Source organism: Pseudoroseomonas sp. WGS1072 (assembly GCF_049340465.1).
GTDB lineage: Bacteria > Pseudomonadota > Alphaproteobacteria > Acetobacterales > Acetobacteraceae > Pseudoroseomonas.
In genome coordinates this window covers 244,475-260,653 of the sequence record NZ_JBMPSU010000001.1, presented here as the reverse complement: position 1 = coordinate 260,653, position 16,179 = coordinate 244,475, and the positions used below count along the sequence as shown (strand labels likewise).

Genomic DNA, 16,179 nt, shown 5'->3' with positions numbered 1-16,179 from the left:
TGGGCCGGCCCTGTCGCGCATGCATCCGCCGTGCGCAAGTACCGGGCGCCAGGACACGGATGCTGAGGGAGTAGAGCCAGTTTATGCCATGGAACAGTAGCGGCGGATCCGGCCAGGGCGGCAGTCCCTGGGGCAATCCTCGCCCCGGCGGTCCCTGGGGTCAGCCGCCCCAGGGCGGTGGCTCCGGTGGCCGGGGCCCTGGCGGCGGGCCCGATCTGGACGAGGCCATCCGCCAGGCGCAGGAGGCGCTGCGCCGCATCCTGCCGCGCGGCGGCCGTGGCGGCGGCAAGTGGATCGGGATCGGCCTGGCCGCGCTGCTGGCGGTCTGGGCGGCGAGCGGGCTCTACCGGGTGCAGCCGGACGAACAGGGCGTGGTCATGCGCTTCGGCGCTTTCAACCGCACCACCGCTCCGGGCCTGAACTACCGCATCCCCTGGCCCGTCGAGAGCGTCACCACGCCGCGCGTAACCCGCATCAACCGCATCGATGTCGGCTTCCGCGCCGCCAACGACTCGCCCCTAACCCGTCCCGTCTCCGCCCGCGACGTGCTGGAGGAGAGCCTGATGCTGACCGGTGACGAGAACATCATCGACATCGACTTTGCGGTGTTCTGGCGCATCCGCGATGCGGGGGAATACCTCTTCAACACCCGCAACCCCGACCAGACGGTCAAGCTGGCGGCGGAGAGCGTGATGCGCGAGGTTGTCGGCCGCACCCCGATCCAGCCCGCCCTGACCGAGGCGCGGGCGCAGATCGAGCAGGCGGTCCGCACCGGCACGCAGTTCATCCTGGACCAGTACGGCTCCGGCATCGAGCTGACGCAGATCCAGCTCCTCAAGGTCGAGCCGCCGTCCGAGGTCATCGACACCTTCCGCGACGTGCAGCGCGCCAATGCCGACCGCGAGCGGATGCGCAACGAGGCCGAGGCCTACCGCAACGACATCATCCCCCGCGCCCGCGGCGAGGGGCAGCGCATGATCCAGGAGGCCGAGGGCTACCGGGAGAGCCAGGTGGCCCGGGCGCGCGGTGAGGCGGCGCGCTTCGTCAGCGTGCTGAGCGCCTATCAGACCGCCAAGGATGTCACCATCCGCCGGCTGTACCTGGAGACCATGGAGGAGATCCTGCGCCGCAATCCGACGCTGGTGGTGGATGACCGCCTGCAGGGCGTGGTGCCCTACCTGCCGCTGGACGGCTCGACCCCGGCCGCGCCGCGCCAGCAGCAGCAGACGCCGCCCGCCCCGCCCTCGGCGCTCAGCGTGCCGCAGGCCCGCCCGCAGGGAGGCGCCCGATGAACCGCATGATGCTGCTCGGCGGCGTCGTCGTCGTCGGCCTGGCCGCCGCCGCCTCGGCGCTGTTCACCGTGCACCAGACCGAGCAGGTGCTGATCACCCAGTTCGGCGAGCCGATCCGGGTCATCGAGAAGCCCGGCCTGCACGCCAAGCTGCCCTTCATCCAGTCGGTGATCAGCTTCGACCGCCGCCTGCTGGACTTCGACGCGCCGGGCGAAGAGGTCATCCTCGGGGACCAGCGGCGCCTGATCGTGGACAGCTTCACCCGCTTCCGCATCACCGATCCGCTGGTCTTCTTCCAGACCTCGGGCGCGCAGGAGGCGGGCATCCGCGGCCGGCTCTCCTCGATCGTGGTCTCGTCGCTGCGCCGGGTGCTGGGCAACGAGCCGCTGCTCGCCGTGCTCTCCTCCGACCGCGCGCGGATCATGAGCGAGATCCAGCGGCAGGTGAACGAGGAGGCGCGCCGCTTCGGCGTGGCCGTGGAGGATGTCCGCATCCGCCGCGCCGACCTGCCGGAGGAGAACACCCAGGCGATCCTGTCGCGCATGAAGTCGGAGCGCGAGCGGGTGGCGCGCGAGGCGCGCGCCGAGGGTGCGGAGGTGGCGGCGCGGGTGCGCGCCGGCGCCGACCGCGAGCGCACCGTCATCCTGGCCGAGAGCCAGGCCCAGGCGGACACGCTGCGCGGCCAGGGCGACGAGGAGGCGATCCGCATCTTCGCCGGCGCGTTCCAGCGGGATCCGGAGTTCTATGGCTTCTACCGCACCATGCAGGCCTACCGGGACGCCTTCTCGGAGGGCGAGGCGCGGCTGGTGCTGACCCCGGATTCGGAGTTCTTCCGCTACTTCCGGCAGAGCCAGCCCGGCATGCCGACACCCGGCCTGACCCGGCCGGAGACTCTGGGGGCGCAGCCCGCGCCGGCCGACTGAGCCGGCCGGCGGCATGACGCTGACCGAGCTGATCGCCGGGGTCGCGGTGGTCGTGGCGCTGGAGGGGCTGCTCTACGCGGCCTTTCCGGACGCCATGCGCCGCGCCCTGGCGGGCATCCTGGCCGTGCCGCCGGAGCGGCTGCGGATGACCGGCCTGCTGGTGGCCGTGGCCGGCGTCGCACTGGCCAGCTTCCTGGTCGGCGGATAACCGATCCGTTACACGGACCGGTCTTGCTGGTGCTTCGTTACCCCGGTGCGGCGGGGGACGCTCTTTGTAACAGCTTTTCCCGCCTTTGAGGTGGCCTGCCACCTTCCTGATCTCTCTCCGGCGCCCCATTCTCCAGGTCATGCCGGGCAGCCGCCCGGACACCGTCCTTTCGCCGCACAGCGAGGAATGCCGATGCGTCTCGCCACCCTTCTCCTGAGTGCCACGGTTGCCGCGGCGCCTCTCGCCCTCTCGCCCTCCGTCCTGGCGCAGCCCGCCACCGTGGCGCCGAACGCGCCCAGCGCGCCGGGCCCGGTGGCCACCACGCCGGAGAGCTTCGCCCCGCTGGCGCGCAAGCTGCTGCCGGCCGTGGTCAACATCCAGACCAGCCAGACGCTGCAGGCCCGCGCCGGGCGGCCGGACGCGCCGGAGATGCCCCAGGCCCCGCCGGGCAGCCCCTTCGAGGAGCTGTTCCGCGACTTCTTCGAGCGCAACCGCCCCGGCGGCCCGGGCGCGCGTCCCGGCCAGCCGCCGCGCCGCGCGCAGAGCCAGGGCTCGGGCTTCGTCGTCGACGCCTCCGGCATCATCGTGACGAACAACCACGTTATCGACGGCGCCGACGAGATCAACGTGGTGCTGCAGGACAACACCACCCTGCGGGCCGAGCTGGTCGGCGTCGACCCGCGCACCGACATCGCCGTGCTGCGCGTCAAGCCGGAGAAGCCGCTTCCCGTCGTGCCCTTCGGCGATTCCGACAAGGCCGAGGTGGGCGACTGGGTGCTGGCGATCGGCAATCCGCTGGGCTTCGGCGGCAGCGTGACCTCGGGCATCGTCTCGGCGCGCGGCCGCAACATCAACGCCGGTCCCTACGACGACTTCATCCAGACCGACGCCGCCATCAACCGCGGCAATTCCGGCGGCCCGCTGTTCAACGTTCAGGGCGAGGTGATCGGCATCAACACCGCCATCGTCTCGCCCTCCGGCGGCTCGATCGGCATCGGCTTCGCCATTCCCTCCAATCTGGCGAAGAACATCGTCGCGCAGCTGCGCGACGACGGCCGGGTGCGGCGCGGCTGGCTGGGTGTGAACATCCAGCAGGTGACCGAGGAGATCGCCGAGAGCCTGGCCCTGCCGGGCGGCGCGCAGGGCGCCCTGGTGGCGCGCGCGCAGGAGGATGGCCCGGCCGCGAAGGCCGGCATCCGCAACGGTGACGTGATCCTGCGCTTCAACGGGCAGGATGTGCGCGAGATGCGGCAGCTGCCGCGCGTCGTCGCCGAGACCAAGGTCGGCAGCAAGGTGCCCGTCGAGCTCTGGCGCGGCGGCAACCGGCAGACCGTCGAGGTCACCGTCACCGAGCTTCCCGCCGAGCAGCAGGCCTCCGCCGGCAGCCCGCAGCAGGCACGGCCCGGCAGCGGCGCGGTCGAGCTGTCGGGCCTGGGCCTCAAGGTGGCGCCGCTCTCGCCCGAGACGCGCGAGCGCTTCAGCCTCGGCGAGGAGGCGAAGGGGGTGGTCATCACCGAGGTGGCGCCGAACAGCAGCGCCGCCGAGCGCGGCCTCAACGCCGGCGACCTGATCGTGGAAGTGCAGCAGAACCGCGTCACCACTCCGCAGGAGGTGCAGGAGCAGCTCACCCGCCTGCGCCGGCAGAACCGGCCAAGCGCGCTGATGCTGATCGAGAACGGGCAGGGCCAGCGTTTCGTGCCGCTGCGCCTGGGCCGGGAGCCCGGCAGCCCGGGCTGACGATGCGGGCCGGGAAGGGACCAAGCCTCTTCCCGGCCGCCTTCTCCGCGGGGCCGGGACCCTGCGTCAGCGCTGCCCGGAGCCCGCCGTGACGAACTCGGCGGCGCGGTAGCCCTGGACGAAGAGCAGGGCGCGCAGATCCGCGTGATCCACCCGCGCCCGCGCCGCCGCCGCCACCACCGGCTTGGCGCGGAAGGCGATGCCGAGGCCCGCCGCGCCCAGCATGGCGAGGTCGTTGGCGCCATCGCCCACCGCCAGGGTGTCGGAGAGCGGCAGGCCGAGATCGGCCGCGAGGCGCTTCAACGTGGCGAGCTTGGATTCGCGGTCGAAGACCGGCTCCTCGACGCCGCCGGTCAGGGCCTGGCCGTCATCCAGCAGGATATTGGCGTGGTGGCTGGTGAAGCCGAGCTGCGCCGCCACGCGGCCGGTGAACCAGGTGAAGCCGCCGGAGGCGAGGGCGCAATGCGCGCCGTGCGCGACCATCGTGCCGACCAGCTCGGCGGCGCCGGGCATCGGGTGGGTCTGCCGCCAGGTGGCCTCCAGCGCGGAGAGGTCGAGCCCCTTCAGCATGGCGACGCGCTGGCGGAGCGCGGCGGCGAAGTCGATCTCGCCGTTCATGCTGCGGCGCGTGATCTCGGCCACCCGCTCCTTCACCCCCGCATAGGCCGAGAGTTCGTCCAGCGTCTCGCTCTGCACGATCGTGCTGTCCATGTCGGCGATCAGCAGCCGCTTGCGGCGCCCCGCCGCCGGCTGGGCGATGGCATCGGCGGGGGCGCCGTCCAGCGCGCCGCGGGCGGCGGCGACGGCCTGCTCCGGCGCCAGCCCGTCGAAGGGAAGGTCCAGCGCCTCGGCCTCCGAGAGCCAGTCCGGCGTGCCGATATCGGCGCCGAGCGCCATCAGCGCGGAGCGGACCCGCGCGGCGAGGGGCGCCGGCAGCTGGCCTGCGGGCGCGATCAGGGTCAGAACATTCTGCATGCGCGGCGGACCATGCCGCCCGGACGGGACGGGATCAACAGGCGATGCGTGACGCTTTGGCGGTGCTGGTGGCGGGACCGACGGCGAGCGGCAAATCGGCGCTCGCCCTGGCCCTGGCGGAGCGCCTCGGCGGCGTGGTGATCAACGCCGACAGCATGCAGCTCTATGCCGGGCTGGCGGTGCTGACGGCGCAGCCCGCGCCGCAGGAGAGGGCGCGCGCGCCGCACCGGCTCTACGGCGTGCGCGACCCGGCGCTGGCCGGCAACCTCGCCGAATGGCGCGGCCTGGCGCTGGCCGAGATGGCGGCGGCGCGCGACGCCGGCCGCCTGCCCATCCTCTGCGGCGGCACCGGCCTCTACCTGCGCGGGCTGATCGAGGGCATCGTGGACATCCCGCCCATCCCGCCCGAGGCGCGGGCGGCGGCACGGGCGCTGCTGGCCGAGATCGGCCCCGCCGCGCTGCATGCCCGGCTGGCGGCGGCGGACCCGGAGACGGCGGCGCGGCTGCGGCCGACGGACAGCCAGCGGATCGCCCGCGCCTGGGAGGTCCGGCAGGGTACCGGGCGCGGGCTCGCGGCCTGGCAGGCGGCGGCCGGGGAGGGGCTGGCCGGGGACGCCGCATCCTGGCGCTTCGCCGCCCTGCGGCTCGACCCGCCGCGCGACGCGCTGCGCGCGGCGATCGGGCGACGCTGGCAGGCGATGCTGGCGGCGGGGGCGATGGAGGAGGTGCGCGCCCTGCTCGCGCGGCGGCTCGATCCCGCCCTGCCGGCCATGCGGGCGCATGGCGTGCCGGAACTCTCGGCCGTGCTGCGTGGGGAGGCCGGGCTGGAGGAGGCGGGGCGGCGCGCCTGCCTCGCCATCGGCCAGTACACCAAGCGGCAGGCCACCTGGTTCCGCCATCAGGCGCTGGCCGACCCCAGCGAAACGCATACGATCCATGCGCGAGTGACGGATATTGAGCAATTTTCGGAAAGAGAAAGTGAGGAAATTTTCTCGTTTGTTCGACGACGCGTTGACGCGACGGGGCAGGGGGCTTAGATCGGGGCGCCCGGCACGGCTGCCGCCGGGCCGAACCAAGGAAAGCCAGTACCCATCATGTCCTCCGCCACCCTTCCCGCCGGATCCGAGGCCCAGTCGATGACGGGTGCCGAGATCGTCCTCCGCGCGCTGAAGGATCAGGGCGTAGAGGTCATCTTCGGCTATCCGGGCGGCGCCGTGCTGCCGATCTATGACGCCATCTTCAACCAGAACGCCATCCGCCACATCCTGGTGCGGCACGAGCAGGCGGCGGTGCACGCGGCCGAGGGCTATGCCCGCTCCACCGGCAAGGTGGGCTGCGTGCTCGTCACCTCCGGCCCCGGCGCCACCAATGCCGTGACCGGGCTGGTGGACGCGCTGCTGGACAGCATCCCGATCGTCTGCCTGACCGGTCAGGTGCCGACCCACCTGATCGGCAACGACGCCTTCCAGGAGGCCGACACCACCGGCATCACCCGGCCCGCGACCAAGCACAACTATCTGGTCAAGCAGATGGACAAGCTGGCCAGCACGGTGCACGAGGCCTTCTACGTGGCGCGCTCCGGCCGCCCCGGCCCGGTGGTGATCGACCTGCCGAAGGACATCCTGATCGGCAAGGGCCGCTACACCCCGCCGCCCACCGCCGAGCACCGCTCCTACCGCCCGCAGTTCGAGCCCGACGCGGCGCAGATCCGCAAGGCGGTGGCGCTGCTGAAGGGGGCGAAGCGGCCGGTGGTCTATGCCGGCGGCGGCGTGATCAATGCCGGCCCCGAGGCCTCGGAGCTGCTGACGAAGTTCGTCCGCATGGCGGGCCTGCCCTGCACCAACACGCTGATGGGCCTCGGCTGCTATCCCGCCAGCGACCCGCAGTTCCTCGGCATGCTGGGCATGCACGGCACCTACGAGGCGAATCTCGCCATGCACGGGTGCGACGTGATGTTCAACATCGGCGCCCGCTTCGACGACCGCGTGACGGGGCGGCTGAACGCCTTCGCGCCAGGGTCTGTGAAGATCCACGCCGATATCGATCCCTCCTCGATCAACAAGAACGTCAAGGTCGAGGTGCCGATCGTGGGCGACGCCGCCGCCGTGCTGCGCGCGCTGATCGCCGCCTGGGAGGCCGATGGCGCGCCCCAGGACCGCGGGGCGCTGGCCGGCTGGTGGCGGCAGATCGATCAGTGGCGCGGCCGGGACTGCCTGCGCTACGTGCACGAAGGCCGGATCATCAAGCCGCAGCACGCGGTGAAGCGGCTCTACGAGCTGACGCGGGAGAGCGGGCGCGAGACCTTCATCACCACCGAGGTCGGCCAGCACCAGATGTGGGCGGCGCAGTACTTCGGCTTCGAGAAGCCGAACCGCTGGATGACCTCGGGCGGGCTCGGCACCATGGGCTACGGCCTGCCGGCGGCGATGGGCGTGCAGGTCGCGCATCCGGATGCGCTGGTGATCGACATCGCCGGCGAGGCCTCGATCCTGATGAACATCCAGGAGATGTCGACGCTGGCGCAGTATCGCCTGCCGGTGAAGGTCTTCATCCTGAACAACCAGTACATGGGCATGGTGCGGCAGTGGCAGGAGCTGCTGCATGGCGGCCGCTATTCCGAGAGCTACAGCGAGGCGCTGCCCGATTTCGTCAAGCTGGCCGAGAGCTTCCACGGCGTGGGCCTGCGCGCCACCGGCATGGACGACCTCGACCGCGTCATCCGCGAGATGATCGCCATCGACCGGCCGGTGATCGTCGATGTCGCGGTCGACGAGAAGGAGAACGTCTTCCCGATGATCCCCTCCGGTGCCGCGCACAACGAGATGCTGCTGGCGCCGGGGCAGATCGCCGCGGGGGCGGGCGTCACGGATGAGGGGACGGCGCTGGTCTGACGCCGCGCCGCCATCCCTCCTTTCGCTCCGCGCCCCCGATCCCCGACTGGACGAACCATGCCCGATCCCACCGACAACAGCTTCCGGGCCGCGACCATCGCGGTGCTGGTGGAGAATGAGGCCGGCGTGCTGGCGCGCGTCATCGGCCTGTTCTCCGGCCGCGGCTACAACATCGACAGCCTGACCGTGGCGCCGGTCGATGCCGAGGGCCGCCTGTCGCGCATCACCGTCGTCACCTCCGGCACCGAGATGGTGATCGAGCAGATCAAGGCGCAGCTCGACCGGCTGGTGCCGGTGCACAAGGTGGCCGACCTGACGCTGGAGGGGCCGCATCTCAACCGCGAGCTGGCGCTCGTCAAGGTCGCGGGCTCCGGCTCGGCGCGGCAGGAGGCGCTGCGCCTGGCCGACGCCTTCCGCGCCCGCGTCGTCGATGCCACCATCGAGAGCTTCGTCTTCGAGATGACGGGCAGCGGCGAGAAGCTCGATGCCTTCATCAACCTGATGCGGCCGCTCGGCCTCGTGGAGGTCAGCCGCACCGGCGCGGTGGCGATCGCCCGGGGCACCGCCGCGCTGCAGGCCTGACCTTCCTTTTCAGCCAACCCACTGGGAGTGCGCGAGATGCGCGTCTACTACGACCGCGATGCGGATGTGAACCTGATCAAGGCCAAGAAGGTCGCGGTCATCGGCTTCGGCAGCCAGGGCCATGCCCATGCCATGAACATGCGGGACTCGGGCGTCTCCGAGGTGGTCATCGGCCTGCGCCCCGGCGCCTCCGCGAGGAAGGCCGAGGCCGCCGGCTTCAAGGTGCTCTCCCCGGCCGAGGCGGCGAAGTGGGCCGATGTGGTGATGGTGCTGACGCCCGATGAGGGCCAGGGCGACCTGTACCGCGACCATCTGCACGAGAACATGAAGGAAGGCGCGGCGCTCGCCTTCGCGCATGGCCTGAACGTGCACTTCAACCTGATCGAGCCGCGCGCCGATATCGACGTGTTCATGATCGCGCCGAAGGGCCCCGGCCACACCGTGCGCGGCGAGTACCAGAAGGGCGGCGGCGTGCCCTGCCTCGTGGCCGTGCACCAGAACCCCTCGGGCAACGCGCTGGAGATCGCGCTCTCCTACGCCTCCGCCGTCGGCGGCGGCCGCTCCGGCATCATCGAGACCACCTTCAAGGAAGAGTGCGAGACCGACCTGTTCGGCGAGCAGGTCGTCCTCTGCGGTGGCCTCGTCGAGCTGATCAAGGCGGGCTACGAGACGCTGGTGGAAGCTGGCTACGCGCCCGAGATGGCCTATTTCGAGTGCCTGCACGAGGTGAAGCTGATCGTCGACCTCATCTATGAGGGCGGCATCGCCAACATGAACTACTCCATCTCCAACACCGCGGAGTACGGCGAGTATGTCACCGGCCCGCGCATCATCACCGCCGAGACCAAGGCGGAGATGAAGCGCGTGCTGAACGACATCCAGTCCGGCAAGTTCACCCGCGACTGGATGCTGGAGAACAAGGTCAACCAGGCCTCCTTCAAGGCGACCCGCCGCCGCCTGGCCGAGCACTCCATCGAGGAGGTCGGCACCAAGCTGCGCGGCATGATGCCCTGGATCACCAAGGGCGCGCTGGTCGACAAGACGCGGAACTGAGCCCGCGATCAGGTTCGGACAGGGGAGGGGCGCTTCGGCGCCCCTTTTGCGTTCGGCGAGGAGGAGATGCGCGATTGCGGCATCGCAACCACCCGCCCATGGTGCCGTTCCAGCCAGGACCCGCGCCGGAGGACCCCCCATGCGTCTGTTCAACTGTGAAGTCTGCGGCCAGCTGCTCTATTTCGAGAACACCCAGTGCATGAAGTGCGGCGCGACGCTCGGCTATCTGCCCGGGCGGAACCGCCTCTCGGCGCTGGACCCGATAGAGCCGGAGGAGGGCATCCCGCAGGAGGTCTCGCCGGAGGAGGCTGACAAGCAGGCGGCGGGCGACCTCGACGGCGAGCAGACGGGGACAGCCTCGGCACCCCCCCGCCAGCTCTGGCGGCCGCGGGCCGATCCGGACAGGCTCCACCGCTTCTGCGAGAATGCCGCGCAGGATGCCTGCAACTGGCTGGTGCCGGACGATTCCCCCGAGCGCTTCTGCCTGGCCTGCCGGCACAACCGCACCATCCCCGATATCTCCGATCCGCTGAACCTGGCGCGCTGGCAGAAGATCGAGGAAGCGAAGCGGCGCGCCTTCTACGGCTTCATCCGCCTGGACCTGCCGCTGCCCAACCGGGTCGACGATCCGCAGAACGGCCTGGTCTTCGACTTCCTGGCGGATATGCCGGATGGCGGCCCGAATGTGATGACCGGGCATGACAACGGCCTCATCACCCTGGCGCTCGCCGAGGCCGACGATGCCGAGCGGGTGCGCCGGCGCGAGGCGATGGGCGAGCCCTACCGCACGCTGCTCGGCCATTTCCGCCATGAATCCGGGCATTACTTCTGGGATCGGCTGGTGCGGGATGGCGGCCGGCTGGAGCAGTGCCGTGCCGTCTTCGGCGATGACAGTCAGGATTACGGGGCCGCCCTGCAGCGCCACTACAACGAGGGGCCGCCGGCGGACTGGCAGGAGAACTTCGTCTCCACCTATGCCACCGCGCATCCCTGGGAGGACTTCGCCGAAACCTGGGCGCACTATCTGCACATCGTCGACACCCTGGAGATGGCGCGCGCCTTCGGCCTCGGCATCGACCCGCATGCCGACAAGTCCGGCACGCTGACCGCCGAGGTGGATTTCGACCCCTATCGCGAGACCCGCATCGAACCGCTGATGGAGGCCTGGGTGCCGCTGACCGCGGCGGTGAACAGCCTCAACCGCTGCATGGGCACGCCGGATCTCTATCCCTTCGTGCTCTCGCCGGCGGTGGTGGCGAAGCTGGCCTTCATCCAGTCCCTCGTGCATGGCGAGCTGCCCGGGGCCCAGGCCGAGGCGGTGCCGGTGGCGGCATGACCGGGAGCGATTGACCCGCGGGCCCCGGCCGATCCAGGCTGGGGCCGCCATGACCATCCTCGCACCCGACAGCCCCTATCCCCGCGACTTCACCGGCTACGGCCGCAACCCGCCGGACCCGCGCTGGCCCGGCGGCGCGCGGCTCGCCCTGTCCTTCGTGCTGAACTACGAGGAGGGCGGCGAGAACAGCGTGCTGAACGGCGACCCGGGCAGCGAGATCTATCTGAACGAGACGCCGGGCGGCGATCCGGTCCTGGGCGCCCGCGACATCGGCAAGGAAAGCCAGTTCGATTATGGCGCCCGCGCCGGGGTCTGGCGCGTGCTGCGGCTCTTCGCCGAGCGTGGGCTGAGGCTGACCGTCTATGGCGTCGGCCGCGCGCTGGAGCTGAACCCCGCGATCGGCCGTGCCTTCGCCGAGGCGGGGCACGAGGTGGCCAGCCATGGCTGGCGCTGGATCAACTACCAGGCGGTGGATGAGGCGACGGAGCGCGCGCATATCGCGCGATGCGTCGAGACCATCGAGAAGGTCGTCGGGAAGAAGCCCGTGGGCTGGTACACCGGCCGCATCAGCCCGCGCACGCGCCGGCTCGTCGCCGAGCATGGTGGCTTCCTCTACGACAGCGACGCCTATGACGACGATCTGCCCTACTACGTCACTATCGCCGGTCGGCCGCTCCTGATCATCCCCTACACGCTCGACAACAACGACATGAAGTTCGCGGTGCCGCCCGGCTTCTCGGCCAATGACGGCTTCACGCAGCACCTGACGGACGCCTTCGACTTCCTGCGGCGGGAAGGGGCGACGGCGCCGAAGATGATGAGCGTCGGGCTGCATTGCCGGCTGGTCGGCCGGCCGGCGCGCGCGGCGGCGCTGGAGCGCTTCCTGGATCACGTCGTGGCGCAGGAGGATGTCTGGGTGGCGACGCGGGAGGAGATCGCCCGGCACTGGATGGCGGTGCATCCGCCAGGCCCCCTAGAACCGGGAAGCTGAGACCGGGGACTGTGGCCCCCGGCCTCTTCCTCACGCGGCCTGTCGCACCACGGCAGCCGGGGCGCGGCGGGGGATGGCCCGGCCGTCCAGGCTGAGCGCGAGCGGCTTCACCAGCGGCACGCCCTCGGGGCAGGTGGTGCAGCCCTCCCAGTGGCCGGGCTGGAAGCCGGACCGGCTGTAGAAGCCCAGCGCCGGCCGCCGCGCGTTGACGCAGAGCCGGGTGGCGCCGGCGCGCCGCGCGAAGGCCTCGGCCTCGGCCAGCAGCGCCCCGCCGAGCCCCTCGCCGCGGTATTCCGGCGCGATGGCGATCAGGCGCAGCACGGCGCGGCCATCCGGCTTCATGTCGATGCGGATGGTGCCCGCCACCGCGCCATCGAGGCACAGCACCAGGGGGTGGTGCCCCGGCGCGGATTCATCCGGATGTCCAGGGTCGTAGCGGCAGGGATAGGGCCCGTCCGCATGGTGATACAGCTCGAAGATGCAGGTTTCGCGGATGGCGTGGTAGCGGGTCCGCTCGGCATCGCTCCGCATCGCGCGGAGCTCGATAGTTCGGGGGCGCACAAGGCACCTTGCTGTTGTGACGGAGACCGCCTGCGGCGGCCCTTGTCGGCGCGGCGCGCCCTGGCGCCGCACGGTGCCAGGATAGCGGGGCCCGGCGGGGGGCCGCCAGCCATCCGGCGAGCCGTCAGAAAAGCTTCATCAAAGCCGATTTCCGCCGCCGCCCGGCGGCCGCGACTTGCATCCCGCCGCGGCTCTGCCTATCGTTCCGGCCATGATCGCGACCCCGCGCGCCTTCGAGCTGCAGCACGGCCTCACCGCCGTCCTCGGCGCGCGCCCGCTGGCCGGCCTCCTCCTTCGACTTAGCCGCCCCTGGGCGTGACGCCCGGCTGACCGGCCGGCATCGCTCAGGGGAGGTCCCCTCAGGGGAGACCCGGGCGCCGTCGCGCCCCCACCGGCACCGTCACGGCCGCGCCCGCCAGGGCCCAGAATCGCGGCAGGAATTATCGAGGGACGCTCTCCATGGCCATCCATCATCCCAGCTTCGGCAAGCTGGACGACAACCGCATCATCTTCTTCGACACCACGCTGCGCGACGGCGAGCAGTCGCCCGGCTTCTCCATGAACCTGGAGGAGAAGCTGCGCATGGCCGAGGCCCTGGCCGAACTGGGCGTCGACGTCATGGAGGCCGGCTTCGCCATCGCCTCGCCGGGCGATTTCGACAGCGTGCATTCCATCGCCACCCGCTTCGCCAAGGACGGGCCGGTGGTGGCCAGCCTGAGCCGCGCCGCCCAGGCCGACATCCTGCGCTCGGCCGAGGCGGTGAAGCCCGCCGCGCGGGGCCGCATCCACATCGTCCTCGCCACCTCCGACCTGCACATGCGCGTCAAGCTGCGCATGTCGCGCGAGGAGGTGCTGGAGCTGATCCACAGCAGCGTGACGCTCGGCCGCAACCATGCCGAGGATGTCGAGTGGAGCGCCGAGGATGGCAGCCGCAGCGACATCGACTTCCTCTGCCGCTGCGTCGAGACCGCCATCAAGGCGGGCGCGACCACCATCAACATCCCCGACACCGTCGGCTACTCCATGCCGGAGGACATGGCGGCGATCTTCCGGGCGCTGCGCGAGCGGGTGCCGGGCGCGGATCAGGTGATCCTCTCGGCGCACAATCACAACGACCTCGGCATGGCGGTGGCCAATACCATCGCCGCCATCCAGGCCGGCGCGCGGCAGATCGAGAGCACGATCAACGGCATCGGCGAGCGGGCCGGCAATGCCAGCCTGGAGGAGGTGGCGATGGCGCTGCGCACGCGCCATGACGCGCTGCCCTACCGGACCAACATCGTCACCCAGAACATCCTCCGCACCAGCAAGCTGCTGGCCACCATCACCGGCTTCGACGTGCAGCCGAACAAGGCGATCGTCGGCCGTAACGCCTTCGCGCACGAGAGCGGCATCCACCAGGACGGCGTGCTCAAGGACAAGTCCACCTATGAGATCATGACGCCCGAGAGCGTCGGCTGGACGACCAACTCCATCGTGCTCGGCAAGCATTCCGGCCGCGCCGCCTTCCGCGACAAGCTGGCCGGGCTCGGCTACACGCTGGGCGACAATCAGCTGAACGATGCCTTCCGGCGCTTCAAGGACCTGGCCGACCGCAAGAAGACGGTGTTCGACGAGGACATCATCGCCCTGGTCGATGACGAGGTGGTGCGCATCAAGGACCGGGTGAAGCTGCTGGCGCTCACCGTCGCCACCGGCATCGGCACGCGGCCAACCGCGAGCGTCGCGCTGGAGGTGGATGGCGAGCAGTGCGACGGCGTGGCCGGCGGCGACGGCGCGGTGGATGCCACCTTCAACGCCCTGCAGCAGGTGGTGCCGCACCGCGCCGAGCTGAAGCTCTATGCCGTGCAGTCCGTCACCGGCGGCACCGATGCCCAGGCCCGTGTCACCGTGCGGCTGGAGGAGGACGGCAAGCTCGTGGACGGGCAGGGGGCGGATACCGATACCATCATCGCCTCGGCCCGGGCCTATGTGCACGCCCTCAACAAGCTGCTGGCCAAGCGCGCCCGCACCGCGCCGCCGGAGATCATGCGCAGCGCCTGATCCGGCGCGCCGAGACAAGAAAAGGCCGGGGAAGTCGCCCTCCCCGGCCTGTTCCGTCCCTGGTGGCCGGGTGTGCGCTCAGCGCCCGGGGCTTAGCGCCAGGCCGGCCGGCCCAGATTGACCTGGTCCGAGCTGGTGGCGGCACCGCCCAGGGCACCGACGCCACCGCCGATCAGCGCGCCCGTGCCGGCATTGCCGGAGAGGGAGCCGATGGCGGCACCCGTGCCGGCGCCCAGCAGGCCGCCCGAGGCGGCGCGATCACCGGTGCTGTAGCCGCAGGCCGAGAGGCCGAGGCCGGCCAGGGCCAGAAGCAGGAGAGGGGCTTTCCGCATTCGCTGTGCTTCCTTTGTCTGCAGGAACTTGCGGCTGTGTAACGCGCTCCTGGGTTGAAGGTTGCCGGGGTGTCATTCTTGGCACGGCATGGCTCACGATTGCGGCTTGAGGCCGGCGGTGCCGAAGGGTAAGCCTCTGCGCCCTTTCGCTGTGTCCCGGCCCGGGGGCGGCTGATCCCAGGGCGGCTGATACCAGGAAGGTGCGCTGCATGCTCTCCCGCTTGTTCGGCTTCCTCTCCGCCGACATGGCCATCGATCTCGGCACCGCGAACACGCTGGTCTACGTGAAGGGGCGGGGCATCGTGCTGAACGAGCCCTCCGTCGTCGCCATCGCCGAGATCCGGGGCCGCAAGCAGGTGCTGGCGGTGGGCGAGGAGGCGAAGATGATGCTGGGCCGCACGCCCGGGAACATCGCCGCCATCCGGCCGCTGCGCGACGGCGTCATCGCCGATTTCGAGGTGGCGGAGGAGATGATCAAGCACTTCATCCGCAAGGTGCACAACCGCCGGGGCTTCGCCTCGCCGCTGATCATCGTCTGCGTGCCCTCCGGCTCCACCACCGTCGAGCGCCGCGCCATCCAGGAGAGCGCCGAATCGGCCGGGGCGCGCAAGGTGCTGCTGATCGAGGAGCCGATGGCGGCCGCGATCGGCGCCGGCCTGCCGGTGACCGAGCCCTCCGGCTCGATGATCGTCGATATCGGCGGCGGCACCACCGAGGTGGCGGTGATCTCGCTGGGCGGCATCGTCTATGCCCGCAGCGTGCGCGTCGGCGGCGACAAGCTGGACGAGGCGATCATTTCCCACATCCGCCGCCACTTCAACCTGCTGATCGGCGAGAGCACGGCGGAGCGGATCAAGCTCGAGATCGGCGCCGCCGCCTATCCGGACTATGGCGGCGAGGGGCCAATGACCGAGGTCCGGGGCCGCGATCTGATGAACGGGGTGCCGCGCGAGATCGTCATCAGCCAGCGCCAGATCGCCGAGGCCATCGCCGAGCCCGTGACGCAGATCGTCGAGGCGGTGAAGGTGGCGCTGGAGAACACGCCGCCGGAGCTCGCCGCCGATATCGTGGACAAGGGCATCGTGCTGACCGGCGGCGGCGCGCTGCTGCAGCGGCTGGACCAGGTGCTGCGCGAATCGACCGGCCTGCCGGTGTCGGTGGCGGAGGACCCGCTGGCCTGTGTCGCGCTGGGCACAGGACGGGCGCTCGATGAGATGAAGCGACTGCGCCACGTCCTCTCCACCATGTACTGAGG

The 16,179-nt window shown here is 70.9% G+C and carries 15 protein-coding genes; 12 read left to right on the top strand and 3 right to left on the bottom strand.

Annotated features, from left to right (window positions below):
• The first annotated feature begins 83 nt into the window (after positions 1 to 83).
• From hflK to ACF3NH_RS01245, 4 genes are all read left to right on the top strand, one after another.
• Positions 84 to 1,292, top strand: a complete 1,209-nt coding sequence (hflK, locus tag ACF3NH_RS01260; RefSeq protein ID WP_422921583.1) for an FtsH protease activity modulator HflK — start codon at positions 84 to 86, stop codon at positions 1,290 to 1,292.
• The gene (gene hflC / locus ACF3NH_RS01255) at positions 1,289 to 2,215 is read left to right on the top strand and encodes a protease modulator HflC (protein ID WP_198366126.1); all 927 of its coding nucleotides are present in this window, start codon (positions 1,289 to 1,291) and stop codon (positions 2,213 to 2,215) included. The genes hflK and hflC overlap by 4 nt, the downstream gene beginning before the upstream one ends.
• Positions 2,216 to 2,228: 13 nt before the next feature.
• Entirely contained in the window at positions 2,229 to 2,423 is a 195-nt protein-coding gene (locus tag ACF3NH_RS01250) for a DUF2065 domain-containing protein (protein WP_198366127.1), read from the top strand.
• Between the two features lie 192 nt (positions 2,424 to 2,615).
• The gene (locus ACF3NH_RS01245; RefSeq protein ID WP_198366128.1) at positions 2,616 to 4,160 is read left to right on the top strand and encodes a DegQ family serine endoprotease; all 1,545 of its coding nucleotides are present in this window, start codon (positions 2,616 to 2,618) and stop codon (positions 4,158 to 4,160) included.
• 66 nt (positions 4,161 to 4,226) lie between these two features.
• Here ACF3NH_RS01245 and serB read toward each other — a convergent pair whose 3' ends face one another.
• Positions 4,227 to 5,135 carry a phosphoserine phosphatase SerB gene (gene serB / locus ACF3NH_RS01240; RefSeq protein WP_422921582.1) on the bottom strand — a complete coding sequence of 303 codons (909 nt, stop codon included), beginning with the start codon at positions 5,133 to 5,135 and terminating at the stop codon, positions 4,227 to 4,229.
• A gap of 44 nt (positions 5,136 to 5,179) precedes the next feature.
• On the opposite strand from serB, the gene miaA reads away from it, so the two are divergent.
• From miaA to puuE, 6 genes are all read left to right on the top strand, one after another.
• Positions 5,180 to 6,172, top strand: coding sequence for a tRNA (adenosine(37)-N6)-dimethylallyltransferase MiaA (gene miaA / locus ACF3NH_RS01235; RefSeq protein ID WP_422921581.1), 993 nt, complete (start codon positions 5,180 to 5,182; stop codon positions 6,170 to 6,172).
• A gap of 57 nt (positions 6,173 to 6,229) precedes the next feature.
• Complete coding sequence (locus tag ACF3NH_RS01230; RefSeq protein ID WP_422921580.1) at positions 6,230 to 8,026, top strand: acetolactate synthase 3 large subunit; 1,797 nt, start codon at positions 6,230 to 6,232, stop codon at positions 8,024 to 8,026.
• 57 nt (positions 8,027 to 8,083) lie between these two features.
• Positions 8,084 to 8,608, top strand: a complete 525-nt coding sequence (gene ilvN / locus ACF3NH_RS01225) for an acetolactate synthase small subunit (protein ID WP_198366132.1) — start codon at positions 8,084 to 8,086, stop codon at positions 8,606 to 8,608.
• 36 nt (positions 8,609 to 8,644) lie between these two features.
• Positions 8,645 to 9,661, top strand: a complete 1,017-nt coding sequence (gene ilvC / locus ACF3NH_RS01220) for a ketol-acid reductoisomerase (protein ID WP_198366133.1) — start codon at positions 8,645 to 8,647, stop codon at positions 9,659 to 9,661.
• Between the two features lie 139 nt (positions 9,662 to 9,800).
• The gene (locus ACF3NH_RS01215; protein ID WP_422921579.1) at positions 9,801 to 10,997 is read left to right on the top strand and encodes a zinc-binding metallopeptidase family protein; all 1,197 of its coding nucleotides are present in this window, start codon (positions 9,801 to 9,803) and stop codon (positions 10,995 to 10,997) included.
• Between the two features lie 49 nt (positions 10,998 to 11,046).
• Positions 11,047 to 11,988, top strand: coding sequence for an allantoinase PuuE (gene puuE, locus ACF3NH_RS01210; protein WP_422921578.1), 942 nt, complete (start codon positions 11,047 to 11,049; stop codon positions 11,986 to 11,988).
• A 30-nt stretch (positions 11,989 to 12,018) separates the two neighbouring features.
• Here the strand turns inward: puuE and ACF3NH_RS01205 are convergent, their stop codons facing one another.
• The gene (locus ACF3NH_RS01205) at positions 12,019 to 12,549 is read right to left on the bottom strand and encodes a GNAT family N-acetyltransferase (protein WP_422921577.1); all 531 of its coding nucleotides are present in this window, start codon (positions 12,547 to 12,549) and stop codon (positions 12,019 to 12,021) included.
• Between the two features lie 459 nt (positions 12,550 to 13,008).
• Here ACF3NH_RS01205 and ACF3NH_RS01200 point away from each other — a divergent pair, with 459 nt between their 5' ends.
• Positions 13,009 to 14,592, top strand: coding sequence for a 2-isopropylmalate synthase (locus tag ACF3NH_RS01200; RefSeq protein ID WP_422921576.1), 1,584 nt, complete (start codon positions 13,009 to 13,011; stop codon positions 14,590 to 14,592).
• A gap of 92 nt (positions 14,593 to 14,684) precedes the next feature.
• Here ACF3NH_RS01200 and ACF3NH_RS01195 read toward each other — a convergent pair whose 3' ends face one another.
• Positions 14,685 to 14,924 carry a YMGG-like glycine zipper-containing protein gene (locus ACF3NH_RS01195; RefSeq protein ID WP_198366138.1) on the bottom strand — a complete coding sequence of 80 codons (240 nt, stop codon included), beginning with the start codon at positions 14,922 to 14,924 and terminating at the stop codon, positions 14,685 to 14,687.
• Positions 14,925 to 15,133: 209 nt separating this feature from the next.
• Here ACF3NH_RS01195 and ACF3NH_RS01190 point away from each other — a divergent pair, with 209 nt between their 5' ends.
• Positions 15,134 to 16,177, top strand: coding sequence for a rod shape-determining protein (locus tag ACF3NH_RS01190; RefSeq protein ID WP_198366139.1), 1,044 nt, complete (start codon positions 15,134 to 15,136; stop codon positions 16,175 to 16,177).
• Positions 16,178 to 16,179 lie beyond the last annotated feature (2 nt).